The 15,608-nt window shown below is 65.1% G+C and carries 14 protein-coding genes; 9 read left to right on the top strand and 5 right to left on the bottom strand.

Annotated features, from left to right (window positions below; all coding sequences use genetic code 11):
• Nucleotides 1–6 precede the first annotated feature (6 nt).
• Both aceF and aceE read right to left on the bottom strand, forming a co-directional pair.
• Nucleotides 7–1,338, bottom strand: coding sequence for a dihydrolipoyllysine-residue acetyltransferase (gene aceF / locus ACEN9H_RS03540; protein WP_056130658.1), 1,332 nt, complete (start codon nt 1,336–1,338; stop codon nt 7–9).
• 154 nt (nt 1,339–1,492) lie between these two features.
• Nucleotides 1,493–4,189, bottom strand: coding sequence for a pyruvate dehydrogenase (acetyl-transferring), homodimeric type (gene aceE, locus ACEN9H_RS03535; RefSeq protein ID WP_413673808.1), 2,697 nt, complete (start codon nt 4,187–4,189; stop codon nt 1,493–1,495).
• A 414-nt stretch (nt 4,190–4,603) separates the two neighbouring features.
• On the opposite strand from aceE, the gene folD reads away from it, so the two are divergent.
• The 6 genes from folD to ACEN9H_RS03505 all read left to right on the top strand — a co-directional run bounded on the left by folD (nt 4,604) and on the right by ACEN9H_RS03505 (nt 10,403).
• Complete coding sequence (gene folD, locus ACEN9H_RS03530) at nt 4,604–5,461, top strand: bifunctional methylenetetrahydrofolate dehydrogenase/methenyltetrahydrofolate cyclohydrolase FolD (protein ID WP_413673807.1); 858 nt, start codon at nt 4,604–4,606, stop codon at nt 5,459–5,461.
• Between the two features lie 70 nt (nt 5,462–5,531).
• Nucleotides 5,532–7,616 carry a M3 family metallopeptidase gene (locus tag ACEN9H_RS03525; protein ID WP_413673806.1) on the top strand — a complete coding sequence of 695 codons (2,085 nt, stop codon included), beginning with the start codon at nt 5,532–5,534 and terminating at the stop codon, nt 7,614–7,616.
• A 5-nt stretch (nt 7,617–7,621) separates the two neighbouring features.
• Nucleotides 7,622–8,236 carry a DUF4124 domain-containing protein gene (locus ACEN9H_RS03520; protein ID WP_413673805.1) on the top strand — a complete coding sequence of 205 codons (615 nt, stop codon included), beginning with the start codon at nt 7,622–7,624 and terminating at the stop codon, nt 8,234–8,236.
• Between the two features lie 157 nt (nt 8,237–8,393).
• Nucleotides 8,394–8,819 carry a DNA polymerase III subunit chi gene (locus ACEN9H_RS03515; RefSeq protein WP_371763964.1) on the top strand — a complete coding sequence of 142 codons (426 nt, stop codon included), beginning with the start codon at nt 8,394–8,396 and terminating at the stop codon, nt 8,817–8,819.
• Nucleotides 8,816–9,175 carry a hypothetical protein gene (locus ACEN9H_RS03510; protein WP_413673804.1) on the top strand — a complete coding sequence of 120 codons (360 nt, stop codon included), beginning with the start codon at nt 8,816–8,818 and terminating at the stop codon, nt 9,173–9,175. The genes ACEN9H_RS03515 and ACEN9H_RS03510 overlap by 4 nt, the downstream gene beginning before the upstream one ends.
• 91 nt (nt 9,176–9,266) lie before the next feature.
• Complete coding sequence (locus ACEN9H_RS03505; RefSeq protein WP_371763962.1) at nt 9,267–10,403, top strand: branched-chain amino acid ABC transporter substrate-binding protein; 1,137 nt, start codon at nt 9,267–9,269, stop codon at nt 10,401–10,403.
• 65 nt (nt 10,404–10,468) lie between these two features.
• Here ACEN9H_RS03505 and ACEN9H_RS03500 read toward each other — a convergent pair whose 3' ends face one another.
• Nucleotides 10,469–10,783 (bottom strand): c-type cytochrome, encoded by a 315-nt coding sequence (locus tag ACEN9H_RS03500; RefSeq protein ID WP_056130632.1) that lies wholly within the window; start codon nt 10,781–10,783, stop codon nt 10,469–10,471.
• A 175-nt stretch (nt 10,784–10,958) separates the two neighbouring features.
• Between ACEN9H_RS03500 and ACEN9H_RS03495 the strand changes: the two genes are divergently transcribed.
• The gene (locus ACEN9H_RS03495) at nt 10,959–11,183 is read left to right on the top strand and encodes a TIGR04438 family Trp-rich protein (protein ID WP_056130629.1); all 225 of its coding nucleotides are present in this window, start codon (nt 10,959–10,961) and stop codon (nt 11,181–11,183) included.
• 199 nt (nt 11,184–11,382) lie between these two features.
• Here ACEN9H_RS03495 and ilvD read toward each other — a convergent pair whose 3' ends face one another.
• The gene (ilvD, locus tag ACEN9H_RS03490; RefSeq protein ID WP_413673803.1) at nt 11,383–13,056 is read right to left on the bottom strand and encodes a dihydroxy-acid dehydratase; all 1,674 of its coding nucleotides are present in this window, start codon (nt 13,054–13,056) and stop codon (nt 11,383–11,385) included.
• 115 nt (nt 13,057–13,171) lie between these two features.
• Here ilvD and ACEN9H_RS03485 point away from each other — a divergent pair, with 115 nt between their 5' ends.
• Together ACEN9H_RS03485 and lgt are read left to right on the top strand one after the other, a co-directional pair.
• On the top strand, nt 13,172–14,059 hold the full coding sequence (locus tag ACEN9H_RS03485) for a LysR family transcriptional regulator (RefSeq protein WP_413673802.1): 888 nt from the start codon (nt 13,172–13,174) through the stop codon (nt 14,057–14,059).
• Between the two features lie 2 nt (nt 14,060–14,061).
• Nucleotides 14,062–14,874 carry a prolipoprotein diacylglyceryl transferase gene (gene lgt / locus ACEN9H_RS03480; protein WP_371763960.1) on the top strand — a complete coding sequence of 271 codons (813 nt, stop codon included), beginning with the start codon at nt 14,062–14,064 and terminating at the stop codon, nt 14,872–14,874.
• A 201-nt stretch (nt 14,875–15,075) separates the two neighbouring features.
• Here lgt and ACEN9H_RS03475 read toward each other — a convergent pair whose 3' ends face one another.
• On the bottom strand, nt 15,076–15,552 hold the full coding sequence (locus tag ACEN9H_RS03475; RefSeq protein WP_413673801.1) for an EVE domain-containing protein: 477 nt from the start codon (nt 15,550–15,552) through the stop codon (nt 15,076–15,078).
• Nucleotides 15,553–15,608 lie beyond the last annotated feature (56 nt).

Below are 15,608 nucleotides of genomic sequence, written 5' to 3'. Positions count from 1 at the left end.
CTCTCCTTACAGCAGCGTCTTGCGCAGGTCGGCCAGGACATCGGCCAGATAGGTCGTGAAGCGGGCGCCGGCGGCACCGTCGATCACGCGGTGATCGAACGACAGCGACAGCGGCAGCATCAGGCGCGGCTGGAAAGCTTTACCGTCCCACACCGGCTTCATCGAGGACTTGGACAGGCCCAGGATCGCGACTTCCGGCGCATTGATGATCGGGGTGAACGCGGTACCGCCCAGGCCACCCAGCGACGAGATCGTGAAGGTCGCGCCCTGCATGTTGGCCGGCGACAGCTTGCCTTCGCGCGCCTGTGCGGACAGCTCGCCCATTTCGGTGGCGATCTGCGACACGGACTTCTTGTCGGCGTCCTTGATGACCGGGACGACCAGGCCGTTCGGCGTGTCGGCCGCGAAGCCGATGTTGTAGTACTTCTTGAGGATCAGCTGGCCGTTGGCTTCGTCCAGCGACGCGTTAAAGTTCGGGAACTTCTTCAGCGCGGCAACGGAGGCCTTGATCACGAACGCCAGCATGGTCAGCTTGACCGGCGACTTGGCTTTCGCGTACGCGGCATTCGATTCGACGCGCAGGTCTTCCAGGTCGGTGACGTCGGCTTCTTCGAACTGCGTCACGTGCGGGATCATGACCCAGTTGCGGTGCAGGTTCGGGCCGGAGATCTTCTTGATGCGCGACAGCGGCTGCGCTTCGGTCTCGCCGAACTTGGAGAAGTCCAGCGACGGCCACGGCAGCAGGTTCAGGCCTGCGCCACCGCCCGCACCTGCCGGTGCCGCGGTCGGGCCGGCGGCCAGCGCCGACTTGACGAAGCCCTGCACGTCCTGCTGGGTGATGCGGCCCTTGGGACCGGAACCCTTCACCTTGTTCAGGTCGACGCCCAGTTCGCGCGCGAACTTGCGCACGGACGGCGAGGCGTGGGCCGAGGCGAAGCTCGCGGCCGGCGCGGCGGCGGCGGTCGATGCAGGGGCTGGCGCTGCGGCGGGAGCCGGTGCAGGTGCAGCAGCAGGTGCCGGCGCAGGCGCTGCGGCTGCGGCCGGAGCCGGTGCCGGTGCGGCGGCAGGTGCCGGGGCCGGAGCAGCTTCGGCGCCGCCGGCAGCTTCCTCGAGCAGCAGCACGAGCGAGCCTTCGCCGACCTTGTCGCCGACCTTGACCTTCATCTCCTTGACGACGCCCGCATGGCTCGACGGGATCTCCATGCTGGCCTTGTCCGATTCCACCGTGATCAGCGACTGGTCGACCTTGATCGTGTCGCCCGGCTTGACCATCAGCTCGATGATTTCGACTTCCTTGAAGTCACCGATGTCGGGGACTTTGACTTCCACAATGCTCATGTTTGTTAACTCCGTATTTTTGTCGTTAGCTTCTGAGCCGTCATCCCCGCGAACGCGGGGATCCACGCTGAGTTGAGCGGAGTAGCATACATCAGCAACTCCGGATACTCAGCATGGGTTCCCGCGTTCGCGGGAACGACGTAACTCTTGAGCATTACTGGGTCACAGGATTCGGCTTGTTCGGATCGATGCCGTACTTGGCGATCGCGTCCGCCACCACCTTCGCGTCGATCTTGCCTTCTTCGGCCAGCGACTTCAGCGCGGCGACCGTGATGTAGTAACGGTTCACCTCGAAGAACTCACGCAGCTTGGCGCGGGTGTCGGAGCGGCCGAAGCCGTCGGTGCCCAGGACCTTGTACGTGCGGCCGCTCGGGACGTAGGCGCGGATCTGCTCGGCGAACAGGCGCATGTAGTCGGTCGTCGCGACGATCGGGCCTTCGGAACCCTGCAGCAGCTGGGTCACGTATGGCACGCGCGGCGCTTCGGTCGGGTGCACCAGGTTCCAGCGGTCGGCGTCCTGGCCGTCGCGGGCCAGCAGCGTCAGCGACGGGCACGACCACACGTCGGCGGCGACGCCCCAGTCGTTCTTCAGCAGCTCGGCGGCGAACACGGACTCGCGCAGGATCGTGCCGGAGCCCATCAGCTGCACGCGCTGCTTGGCGTTTTTATCGCCTTCCTGCAGCAGGTACATGCCCTTGATGATGCCCTCTTCCGTACCCGGCTTCAGGCCCGGCTGCTCGTAGTTCTCGTTCATGATGGTGATGTAATAGAACACATCCTCCTGCTTCTCCACCATGCGGTGCAGGCCGTTCTGGATGATCACCGCCACTTCGTGCGCATAGGTCGGGTCGTACGGGACGCAGGTCGGAATGGTCGCCGCGAAGATATGGCTGTGGCCATCTTCGTGCTGCAGGCCTTCGCCGTTCAGCGTCGTGCGGCCGGCGGTACCTGCCATCAGGAAGCCGCGGGCGCGGATGTCGCCGGCCAGCCAGGCCAGGTCACCGACGCGCTGCAGGCCGAACATCGAGTAGTACGTGTAGAACGGGATCATCACGCGGTTGTTCGTCGAGTACGACGTCGCCGCGGCGATCCACGAGCACATGCCGCCCGCTTCGTTGATACCCTCTTGCAGGATCTGGCCCGCCTTGTCTTCGCGGTAGTACATCACCTGGTCCTTGTCGACCGGTTCGTACAGCTGGCCTTCCTGGTTGAAGATACCGATCTGGCGGAACAGGCCTTCCATGCCGAACGTACGCGATTCGTCGACGAGGATCGGGACGATGCGCTGGCCCAGGTTCTGGTCCTTCAGCAGCGTGGTCAGCGTACGCACGTAGGCTTGCGTCGTCGAGATCTCGCGGCCGGCGGCGGTCGGGTCGGTGACGGCCTTGAAGGTCGACAGCGGCGGGACCGGCAGCTTCTCGTCGGCCTGCTGGCGGCGCTGCGGCAGGTAGCCGCCGAGGGCCTTGCGGCGCTCGTGCAGGTATTTCATTTCAGGCGCGTCGTCGGACGGCTTGAAGAACGGGATCTCGGCCAGCTTGTCGTCCGGGATCGGGATGGCGAAGCGGTCGCGCATTTCGCGGATGGCTTCGTCGTCCAGTTTCTTGGTCTGGTGCGCGGTGTTGCGCGCCTCGCCCGACTTGCCCATGCCGAAGCCCTTGACGGTCTTCACGAGCAGCACGGTCGGGGTGCCCTTGTTTTCCTGGGCGTTCTTGAAGGCCGCGTAGATCTTGTGCGGATCGTGGCCGCCGCGGGTCAGGCGCCAGATGTCGTCGTCGGTCATGTTCGCGACCATCTTCAGCAGCTCGGGGTGCTTGCCGAAGAAGTGCTTGCGCACGTACGCGCCGTCTTTCGCCTTGTAGTTCTGGTATTCGCCGTCGACGGTTTCCATCATGACGCGCTGCAGGATGCCATCCTTGTCCTTGGCCAGCAGGGCGTCCCAGCCCGGGCCCCAGATGACCTTGACGACGTTCCAGCCGGCGCCGCGGAAGTCCGATTCCAGCTCCTGGATGATCTTGCCGTTGCCGCGCACCGGGCCGTCCAGGCGCTGCAGGTTGCAGTTGACGACCATGACGAGGTTGTCCAGCTTTTCGCGCGCGGCCATGCCGATCGCGCCCATCGATTCCGGCTCGTCCATCTCGCCGTCGCCGCAGAAGACCCAGACCTTGCGGTTGTCGGTCTTGGCGATGCCGCGGGCTTGCAGGTACTTCAGGAAGCGCGCCTGGTAGATCGCCATGATCGGGCCCAGGCCCATCGACACGGTCGGGAACTGCCAGAAGTCCGGCATCAGTTTCGGGTGCGGGTACGACGACAGGCCGTTACCGTCGACTTCCTGGCGGAAGTTCAGCAGCTGGTCTTCGGACAGGCGGCCTTCCAGGAAGGCGCGGGCGTAGATGCCGGGCGACGAGTGGCCCTGGATGTACAGCAGGTCGCCACCGTGGTCTTCGGTCTCGGCGTGCCAGAAGTGGTTGAAGCCGATGCCCAGCATGTTCGCCAGCGAGGCGAACGAGGAGATGTGGCCACCGAGGTCGCCGTCGAAGCGGTTGGCCTTGACGACCATCGCCATCGCGTTCCAGCGCATCCAGGAGCGCAGGCGCTCTTCGTATTCCAGGTTGCCGGGGCAGTGGGCTTCCAGGTGGGCCGGAATCGTGTTCACGTAAGCGGTGTTGCTCGAGAACGGAACGTGGGCGCCGCGGCGGCGCGCCAGGTCGACCAGGCGCTCCAGCAGATAGTGCGCGCGATCGGTACCTTCGAATTCGATGACCGCTTCAAGCGCGTCGAGCCATTCCTTGGTCTCGAGCGTATCCGGGTCGTTGGCGGCTTGTGCCGTCAACTGGTCGAGTTGAGCTGACATTGCTACGTCTCCTTGAGTGTGGTGCCCCACCCGATCCTGATTTCGTCACGGACGTTTGGTGGCGAAAAGACTATCCCTTGAATAAAGCCTGTCGATTCTACCAGTGGAACACGCAATTTTCAAAATATGATATTCGATTTCATAATGTGAGATGGCTGCCATGTGATTGGCATAAACATACCGTCGTCCCCGCGGAAGCGGGGACCCATGCCGAGGCATCGAAGTCGACAACGGTGCATTCCTGCGACGTATTCGAGTTCCGATCATCAGCATGGATTCCCGCTTTCGCGGGAATGACGTGCCCATGCCGGCACAAGCACGTCGATAAATATGACAACGAACGCCTCCGGGCGGCGCGCGATACCCTTCTGGGCGCTTATAATTTCGTTTTTGTCCAGCACACGAGCCCCCGCCATGACCGCCCAACTGATCGATGGAGTCAAACTTTCCCAACAACTGCGCGCCGACATCGCCGCCCGCACCGCCGCCCTCACCGCTGCCGGCCACCAGCCCGGCCTGGCCGTGATCATCGTCGGCGACGATCCGGCCAGCCACGTCTATGTGCGCAACAAGGTCAAGGCCTGCGGCGACGTGGGCTTCCACTCCGTGCTGGAAAAGTACGAGGCCGATTTCTCCGAGCAGGCCCTGCTCGACCGTATCGCCGCGCTGAACGCGGATCCGGCCATCCACGGCATCCTCGTGCAGATGCCGCTGCCGAAGCACATCGACGCATCGAAGGTCATCGAAGCCATCGCCACCAGCAAGGATGTGGACGGCTACTCGGTGCTGTCCGCCGGCGAACTGATGGCCGGCCTGGAAGGCTTCCGCCCGTGCACCCCGTACGGCTGCATGAAGCTGATCGAGACGACCGGCGTGAACCTGCGCGGCAAGCATGCCGTCGTGATCGGCCGCAGCAACACGGTCGGCAAGCCGATGGCGCTGCTGCTCTTGCAACAGAATGCCACCGTCACCATCTGCCATAGCGGTACGCCGGACCTGGGCTACCACACCCGCCAGGCGGACGTCGTCGTGGCCGCCGTCGGCCGCCGCAACACGCTGACGGGCGACATGGTCAAGCCGGGCGCCATCGTCATCGACGTGGGCATCAACCGCAACGACGAAGGCAAGCTGTGCGGCGACGTCGACTTCGACAGCGTCAAGGAAGTCGCCGGCCACATCACGCCGGTGCCGGGTGGCGTGGGTCCGATGACCATCACCATGCTGCTCATGAATACGCTGGAGTCGGCCGAGCGCGTGGCGAAACGTAACTAAGCGCGCATAAGCCTCTCAAAAAGGCCGGCCCGGGTAAGATGGCGGTGAGATTGAATAAAGGACTCTAACTATGACGACCGAAACGACCAATCCCCTCCTCGACTTTTCCGGGCTGCCCCGGTTCGACCTGATCCGTCCCGAGCACGTGACGCCGGCGATCGAACAGCTGATCGCCGAGGCGCGCACCGCCGTGACCCAGGCCGAAGCGCCGGCCGACAGCGTCACCTGGGACAACTTCGTCGTCCCCCTCGAGGAAGCGACGGAACGCCTCGGCCGTGCCTGGGGCGTGGTCAACCACCTGAACCACGTGATGGACACGCCCGAGCTGCGCGCCACCTACAACGAGAACCAGCCGAAGATCACCGAGTTCTGGACGGAGCTGGGCCAGAACGAAGCGCTGTTCGACAAATACAAGCAGCTGCGCGCGCGCGCCGACTTCGCGAACCTCGCGCCGGCCCGCAAGCGCATCGTCGAGAACGCCCTGCGCGACTTCCGCCTGGGCGGCGCCGAGCTGCCCGAAAAGCAGAAGGAACGCTTCGCCGAGATCCAGGAAGAGCAGGCGAAGCTGTCCACGCGCTTCTCGGAAAACGTGCTGGACGCGACCAACGACTACAAACTGCTCGTCGCCGACGAAGCGGACCTGTCCGGCCTGCCGGACGACGTCAAGGCGGCCGCGCGCGCCGCGGCGGAGCGCGACGGCAAGACGGGCTGGCAATTCAGTCTGCACTTCCCGTCCTACTTCCCGATCCTGCAGTTCGCCGATAAGCGCGAGCTGCGCGAACAGATCTACCGCGCCAACGCCACCAAGGCCTCCGAGATGGGCGCCGTGTTCTCCGAGCTGGAAAAGTGGGACAACACGGGCAATATCGCCCAGCTGCTGAAACTGCGCGACGAGGAGGCGAAGCTGCTCGACTTCCAGAGCTTCGCGCATGTCTCGCTCGAACCGAAGATGGCCGAGACGCCGGAACACGTGATCGAGTTCCTGGAAGACCTCGCCCGCCGCGCCCGTCCGTACGCCGAGAAGGACCTGGCCGAGCTGCGCGCGTTCGCCAGGGACGAACTGGGCATTGCCGACATGCAGGCGTGGGACGTGGCCTATGCGTCGGAAAAGCTGCGCGAGAAGCGCTACGCGTTCTCCGCGCAGGAAGTGAAGGAATACTTCCCGGAGACTAAGGTCGTCGCCGGCCTGTTCGGCCTGATCTCGACACTGTTCGACGTGACGATTTCTCCGGACGACGCGCCGGTCTGGCATCCGGACGTGCGTTTCTTCCGCATCGAGAAGAACGGTCAACTCATCGGCCAGTTCTACCTCGACCTGTACGCGCGTCCGGGCAAAGGCCAGGGCGCGTGGATGGACGACGCGCGCGGCCGCCGCCTGACCACGGGCGGCATCGTGCAGACGCCGATCGCCTACCTGACCTGCAATTTCACGCCGCCGGCGGAAGTCGATGGCAAGCTCCAGCCGTCGCTGTTCACGCACGACGAAGTCACCACGCTGTTCCACGAATTCGGCCACGGCCTGCACCACATGCTGACGGAAGTCGACGAGCTGTCGGTGTCCGGCATCTCGGGCGTGGAATGGGATGCCGTCGAGCTGCCGTCGCAGTTCATGGAAAACTTCTGCTGGGAGTGGGACGTCCTGCAGGGCATGACGGCGCACGTGAAAACGGGCGAGCCGCTGCCGCGCGCGCTGTACGACAAGATGCTCGCGGCGAAGAACTTCCAGTCCGGCATGCAGACGCTGCGCCAGGTCGAGTTCTCGCTGATCGACATGCACCTGCACTACGACTTCGACCCGACCAGCCAGAAGACGGTGCAGGAACTGGTCGACGAGGTCCGCACGAAGTTCGCCGTGCTGATCCCGCCGTCGTTCAACCGCTTCCAGCATTCGTTCGGCCACATCTTCGCGGGCGGTTACGCGGCCGGCTATTACAGCTACAAGTGGGCCGAGGTGCTGTCGGCGGACGCGTATGCCGCGTTCGAGGAGGCCGTCGAAGCGGGCGGCGGTTCGCTGCTCGACGAGACGGGCAAGCGCTTCCACCGCGAGATCCTGGCCGTGGGCGGCTCGCGCCCGGCGCTCGAATCGTTCAAGGCCTTCCGCGGCCGCGAACCGAAGATCGACGCGCTGCTGCGCCATAACGGGATGCAGGCCTGAGCAATATGCGCGCCGCCGCCGCATTCGCACTCGTCGTTGCCGCTGCCGCCGCGCACGGCCAGACGTACAAGTGGAAGGATGCGGCCGGCGTCGTGCATTACAGCGACACGCCGCCGGCCAAGGGGACGGCGCAGGTGCTGCGCCCCGACAACCGGCCGGAAGCGGCGCCGTCGCTGCCGTACGAACTGGCGCGCGCCGCGAAGCTGCACCCCGTGACCTTGTACACGACGGCCCGCTGCGACGCCTGCGACCAGGGCCGCGCCCTGCTGCGCGCGCGCGGCATCCCGTTCGCGGAAAAAACCGTGAACACGGCGGAAGACCGCGAACAGCTGCACCGCGCCGGCGGCAAGGACGAGCTGCCGCTGCTCGTCGTCGGCAACCGCCCGGTGACGGGCTTCGCGGCCGGCGCGTGGAACGAAGCGCTCGATGCCGCGTCTTATCCACGCAAGACAATGCTGCCGCCGGGCTACCGGACCGGCGCCAGCGAGGCCGCCGCCCCGGTGCCGCCGCCACGCTTGCCGGCGCCACCGGCGCCGGACGAAGCAGCCGCGCAGGCGGAACGGCAGCAGCCGCGCCAGCAGCCGCAGCCGAAGAAAACGCCACCGGATTTCCAGTTTTGAGCGCGATGCGAGACGGTTACGCTATGCTTATCCTGCCGCCAGCCCATGCACGTCGCCCCCGCGCAGGCGGGGGTCCAATTTTGCGCTGCCGACTGCGCATGGGAACTTGGGTTCCCGCCTGCGCGGGAACGACGGACCTATCTCACTCCGCCTTCATATGACCCGGATCGACTTCCACACCAACATCCCCGACAAGCTCAGCTACGTCTGCCGCCTCGCGCGCAAGGCGTACGCGGCGCGCGCGAAGCTCGTCCTGCTGGCCGACAGCCCGGCGCAGGCGGAAGCCCTGAACGAGGCGCTGTGGACGCTGTCCGGCACCGACTTCATCCCGCACGTGATGGCGGGCGATCCCCTCGCGCCGGAGACGCCCGTGATCGTCACGGCCGACGAACGCGTCGAGCTGCCGCATCGCGACATGCTCGTGAACCTGACGCGCCGCACGCCGGCCGGCTTCGAGCAGTTCGCGCGCGTGTTCGAGATCATCTCGACGGACGAGGAAGACGCCGCCGCCGGCCGCGCACGCTACGTCGCCTACAAGAAGCAGTCCTATCCGTTGACCCACTTCGTGGCGGGGCAATCATGAGCGATATTCCCTTCAACGACGAAAGCATCCCCGTCCTCACGGAGGTCGTGGCCGAGACCGCGCCGCCACCCACGGCCGAAGCCCAGCCCGAACCCGGGCAGCCCGCGCCGCGCGAGCTCGACGACGACGCCTGGCGCGCCCTCGAGGAACGCCTCGTCGCGCGCGTGCTCGACCGGTTGCAGGACCGCGTCGAACTGGTACTGGAAGAACAGGTCCGCAGCAGCATGGCGCCTGTGCTGGACCACGTGGTGACGCGGCTCGCGACGGAATTGCGCGACGGGCTGCAGGTGACGGTCGAACAGGTCGTCGCGCGCGCCGTCGCGCAGGAACTCACGCACCTGCGCTCGCGCGACTGAGCGTCATCGCTCTCCCGATTGGAACGCTTTGCGCAAACCATAAATTAGGGTAACTTTGACCTGCGGACATAACATCCTTCTTGGAGAGAACATGCAGGTCACAACGAAACTCATCCCCTTTGCCATCGCCCTCGCCTTCGCGGGCACGGCGAGCGCGCAGCAAGTGGTCAAGATCGGCCACGTGGCGCCGATCTCCGGCCCCAGCGCCCACCTCGGCAAGGACAACGAGAACGCCGCGCGCATGGCGATCGACGAGCTCAACGCGAAGGGCGTCACGCTGAACGGCCAGAAGGTCACGCTGCAACTGATCTCCGAAGACGACGGCGCCGATCCCAAGCAGGGCACGGCGGTGGCGCAGAAGCTCGTCGATGCGAAAGTCAACGGCGTGATCGGCCACCTGAATTCCGGCACCACCGTGCCCGCGTCGAAGATCTACAACGACGCCGGCATCGTGCAGATCTCGCCCGCCACGACGGCCCCCGTCTACACGCGCCAGCATTTTCCGGGCGCATTCCGCGTCGTCGCCAGCGACGCCAAGCTGGGCAGCACGCTGAGCAAGTACGCGATCGACACGCTGCACGCGAAGAACATCGCCATCATCGACGACCGCACGACGTACGGCCAGGGCGTCGCGGACGAATTCGCGAAGGGCCTGAAAAAGCCGGGCATCAAAGTCGTCGGCCGCGAATTCACGAGCGCCACGGCCACCGACTACACGGCGATCCTCACGTCGATCAAGGCGAAGAAGCCGGACCTGATCTTCTTCGGCGGCATGGATTCCGTCGCGGGCCCGATGCTCAAGCAGATGAAGGCGCTCGGCATCACGGCCGTGTTCATGGGCGGCGACGGCATGTGCACGGACGCGCTGGGCCGCCTGGCCGGCGACGGCCTCGGCGAAGGCAGGGTCTATTGCGCGGAAGCGGGCGGCGTGAAAGGTCCGCAGGAAAAAGTCATGGAAGACTTCCGCGCCCGTTACAAGAAGAAGTTCAACATGGACGTACAGCTGTACGCGCCGTACGTCTACGATTCCGTGATGGTGATGGCGACGGCGATGCAGAACGCGAAATCGGCCGATCCCGCCAAATACCTGCCGGTCCTCAAGAACATCAAGTACGAGGGCGTGACCGGGACGATCCAGTTCGATGCGAACGGCGACATCAAGGATGGCGCGCTGACCCTGTTCACCTACAAGGGCGGCAAGCGCACGAAACTCGACGTGATCCGCTGAGCACGATAAAAAAAGCGCGCCTGCACATGCATGGCGCGCTTTTTATTGAGCGTCGGATCGCGGGATTATTTCTGCGCCAGGACCCACTTGACCAGCGTGTGGGCTTCCGCTTCGCTGACTTGCGGGTTGGCCGGCATCGGGACCGGACCCCAGACACCCGAACCACCCTTCATGACCTTCGCAACCAGTTTGCCTTCGGCATCTTTCTGGCCTGCGTATTTGGCGGCGACGTCCTTGTAGGCCGGGCCGACCAGCTTGGTTTGCACGGAGTGGCAAGCCATGCAATTCTTGGCCTTCGCCAGGGCGGCCGCGTCTTGCGCGAAGGCGCCGGTCGAAGCCAGGGCAGAGACTGCAGCAAACAACATCATGGTACGTTTCATCGACTCTCTCCAGTTGGGGGCATTTCTATAATTCGAATTCTATCGTGTTTCCCAGCGCATAGCGGCGGGAACATATTTAGTAACGGATGATACAGATTGTCGTTGACCAGATGGCAGTATTCCGTTGCTGATCAGCAGCACTGTTGTAACATGGCCGCTCGAAAGGAATTCCGTCATGCCCCTGATCCTGCTGATCCTCGTCCTCGTCGTCCTGCGCTATTTCGAGGTCTGGCGCTTCGCCGAACTGTCCTGGTGGTGGATCGTCGGCCTGATGGTCGCCGGCTTCATCTGGTTCGAATTCATCGAAAAGATGCTGGGCCTCGACAAGCGCAAAGCCCACGACCTCGACGAAAAGCGGCGCAAGGAACGCGTGAAGCAGAGCTTCGACAAGCGCAAGTAGTGCGCCCGGGAGCTTAGCACGCGGGGTTGTTGGCGAACATGCCATGTGGCGTATAGGGCATGTTCTCCGAGCGTATGAACATGTCAACGTCGCCCCCGCGAAGGCGGGGGCCCAAGTTGCACGCGTATCGCCAGCTCATGAAAAATTGGATCCCCGCCTTCGCGGGGACGACGGCGCAACGCGCTCCGACTTCGGATGCTCAGCAGGTCACCGCCCCCTTGCTCGCCGGCTGCGCAAGCGCCGCGAACTTGGCCAGCACCCCACGCGTATAACGCGGCGCCGGCCGCACCCACGCCGCGCGCCGGCGGGCGATCTCGTCGTCCGGCACGTTCAGCTGGATCAGCTGCCGGTGCGCGTCGATCGTGATCGAATCCCCTTCCTGCACGAGCGCGATCGTGCCGCCCTCGAACGCTTCCGGCGTCACGTGGCCCACGACCATGCCCCACGTCCCGCCGGAAAAGCGTCCGTCCGTGATCAGCCCGACGGATTCGCCGAGCCCCTTGCCGATCAGCGCCGCGGTCGGCGCCAGCATCTCCGGCATGCCGGGGCCGCCGCGCGGGCCCAGGTAGCGCAGCACGAGCACGTCGCCCGGGTTGATCCGGTTCGCGAGGATCGTGTCCATCGCGCTGTACTCGTCGTCGAACACGCGCGCCGGCCCCGTGATCACGGGGTTCTTCAGGCCCGTGATCTTGGCCACGCAGCCCTCCGGCGACAAATTCCCCTTCAGGATCGCCAGGTGGCCTTCGCTGTACAGCGCCCGGTCCAGCGGACGGATGACGTCCTGGCCTTGCGGCGGCACAGACGGCACGTTCGCCAGTTCCTCCGCCAGCGTGCGGCCCGTGATGGTGATGCAGTCGCCGTGCAGCAGGCCCGCGTCCAGCAGCAGCTTCATCACCTGCGGTATGCCGCCCGCCCGGTGCAGGTCCGTCGCGACGTATTCGCCCGACGGCTTCAGGTTGCAGATCACGGGCACCTGGCGGCGCACTCTCTCGAAATCGTCGATCGTCCATTCCACCTCGGCCGCGTGGGCGATGGCGAGGTAGTGCAGCACGGCGTTCGTCGAACCGCCCGTCGCCATGATCACCGCCACCGCGTTCTCGATCGATTCCCGCGTGATGATGTCGCGCGGCTTCAGGTCGCGCTTGACGGCTTCCACGAGCACGCGCGCGGACTCCGCCGCCGATCCCACCTTCTCGTCGTCCGGATTGGCCATCGTCGACGAGTACAGCAGCGACATCCCGAGCGCCTCGAACGACGACGACATCGTGTTCGCCGTGTACATGCCGCCGCACGACCCGGACGACGGGCAGGCGTTGCGCTCGATGCCGTCGAAATCCTCCTGGCTCATGCGCCCCGCCGTGAATTCGCCGACGGCTTCGAACGCCGACACGATCGTCAGGTCCTTGCCCTTCCAGTGCCCCGGCCTGATCGTCCCGCCGTAGACGTAGATGCCGGGGACGTTCGTGCGCGCCAGCGCGATCATCCCGCCCGGCATGTTCTTGTCGCAGCCGCCGATCACGACGACGCCATCCATCCACTGCCCATTGACGCACGTCTCGATGCAGTCGGCGATCACCTCGCGCGAGATCAGCGAGAACTTCATGCCTTCCGTCCCCATCGACATGCCGTCGGAGATGGTGGGCGTGCCGAACACCTGCGGATTGGCGCCCGCATCGCGGATGGTGGCGATGGCCACGTCGGCCAGTTTCTGCAGGCCGGAATTGCAGGGCGTGATCGTGGAATGACCGTTGGCGACGCCGATCATCGGCTTGTCGAAATCCTCCTTGCGGTAGCCCATCGCGTAATACATCGAGCGGTTCGGGCTGCGGGCGACGCCTTCGGTCACGTGGCGGGAACGGCGGTTGTAAGGCATGGTCGGCTCCTGATGGACGATTTTCCCAGCATGCCGCGCGGACCGGTCCGCGTCAAATGGGCGGTCACGCGTGCTTCTGATATGCTGCGCGAATCACAGACACGCCACCCATACGATGAACATCGAAACGCGCCAGCTGCGCTACTTCGTCACCGTGGCCGAGGAACTGCACTTCGGCCGCGCCGCCGCGCGCCTGCACATGACGCAGCCGCCGCTGTCGCAGGCGATCGCCGCGCTGGAAGACGGCCTCGGCACGGCGCTGTTCCTGCGCAACCGCCGCACGGTCGCGCTGACGCCCGCCGGCAGCGCCCTGCTGCCCGAGGCCCGCCGCATCCTGCTCGAGGCGGCCCTGCTGCCCGAACTGGCGCGGCGCGCGGCCAGCGGGGAAGCGGGACGGCTGGCGCTCGCGTTCATCACGTCGGCCGACTACAGCGTGCTGCCGCCTTTCCTGCGCCGCTACAGCGAACGCTATCCGGGCGTGCAGCTGTCGCTGCAGGAAGCGACGTCGGACGTGCAGGTGGACGAACTGCTGCGCGGCCGCATCGACGCCGGCCTCCTGATTCCCCCGCTGCCCGACCGCGCGCGCGCCGAGCTCGACTACATGAAGGTGCTGGACGAGCCGCTGATCCTGTGCGCGCCCGCGGGCCTGCTGCGCAAGAAGGGGCCGGTCGCGCTGCGCAACCTGCCCGCGCTGCCATTGATTATTTTCCCGCGCGAGATCTCGCCCGCGCTGCACGATGCGATCCTGTCCTGCTTCCGTGAAGCCGGCATCACGCCGGCCATCGGCCAGCAGGCGATCCAGATGCAGACCATCGTCAGTCTCGTCTCGGCCGGCATGGGGTTGGCACTTGTGCCACAATCCGTGTCGAACCTGATGCGGCCGGGCGTAGAATACCGTGCCCTCGCCGACGCGACCCCGCTGGTCGAGACCGGCATCGCATGGCGCCGCGATAATTCTTCGCCGGTGCTTAAGGGCTTCCTGGAACTACTGAGGACAATTTAATTATGCTCGTTCACCCGCAACCGAACCCGGTCGCCTTCAGCATCGGCCCCGTCGACATCCACTGGTACGGGATCATGTATGTGGTCGCCTTCGCCCTGTTCATCCTGCTCGGCCGCGTCCGCATCAAGACGCAGGCCCACGTGCAGGCGCAGGGCTGGACCAACACCGACCTCGACGACATGCTGTTCTACGGGATGCTGGGCGTGGTGATCGGCGGACGCCTCGGCGAAGTGCTGTTCTACCGCCCGGACTATTATTTCTCGCACCCGGCCGAGATCTTCATGACGTGGCACGGCGGCATGTCGTACCACGGCGGCTTCCTCGGCGTGCTGATCGCGATGGCGCTGTGGGCCAGGAAGCGCGGCCGCAACCTGCTCGACGTGTACGATTTCATCGCGCCCATGGTCCCCATCGGCTATGCGTGCGGCCGCCTCGGCAATTTCATCAACGCGGAGCTGCCGGGCCGCCTGGCCGATCCGAACCTGCCGTGGGCGATGCTGTGGCCGGGCGTGGAGGGCCCGCGCCATCCGTCGCCGCTGTACCAGATGCTCGTCGACGGCATCCTCGTCTTCGTGATCATGTGGCTGTTCGCACGCAAGCCGCGGCCGCGCCTCGCCGTCGGTGCGCTGTACACGCTGCTGTATGGCTGCGCGCGTTTCTTCACCGAGTATTTCCGCGTGCCCGATTGGGAGACGCATGTGATGGGGTTGCCGATCACGTCGGGGCAGGTGTTGTCGCTGCCGATGATCGTGGCGGGGCTGATCATGCTGGGGTGGGCGTATTCGGGTTCAAACAAACGGGCCGTGCACGCCTGAACATCGTTCCCGCGCAGGCGGGGAGCCAAGTTTTACGCATGTCGATAACGCGTACAAATTGGGCCCCTGCCTTCGCAGGGGCGACGGTTTGAACGGGCCGTGCACGCCTGAACATCGTCCACGCGCAGGCGGGGGCCAAGTTTTACGCATGTCGATAACGCGTACAACGGGCCCCTGCCTTCGCAGGGGCGACGGTTTGCATTACGTGGCCGGGATCGACACGCCCATCAACGCCAGCACCTTGTCCCACTGCCCTTTCGTCACCGGCGAAATGGACAACCTGCTGCCCTTCTGCAGCAGCACCATGTCTTCCAGCGCCGGCACGCCACGCATCTCGGTCAGCGGCAGATAACGTCCTTCCGCCACCGCCGTCACGTCGACGGAAATCCAGCGCGGCTGCTCCCGCGTCGCCTTCGGATCGAAATAGTGGCTGGAAGGGTCGAACTGCGACGCATCCGGATACGCACCGCCGGCCACCTTCGCGATACCCGCCACGCCCGGCACCGCGCAGCTGGAGTGATAGAACAGGACGCCGTCGCCGACCTCCATCTGGTCGCGCATGAAATTGCGGGCCTGGTAGTTGCGCACGCCGAACCAGGCGACCGTCTTGCCGGGCGCTGCGAGGACGTCGGCGAAACTCACTTCATCGGGTTCGGATTTCATCAACCAGTAGCGCATGCGCGGGTCCCCATTCGTCAGCACAAATGAAAAAGCGGCTGCGAACTTATCGTACG

This window comes from Massilia cellulosiltytica (genome assembly GCF_047325105.1).
Classification (GTDB): Bacteria; Pseudomonadota; Gammaproteobacteria; order Burkholderiales; family Burkholderiaceae_D; genus Telluria; species Telluria orientalis.
The sequence above is the reverse complement of the archived record's forward strand: the minus strand, read 5'-3'. Positions and strand labels throughout refer to the sequence as shown.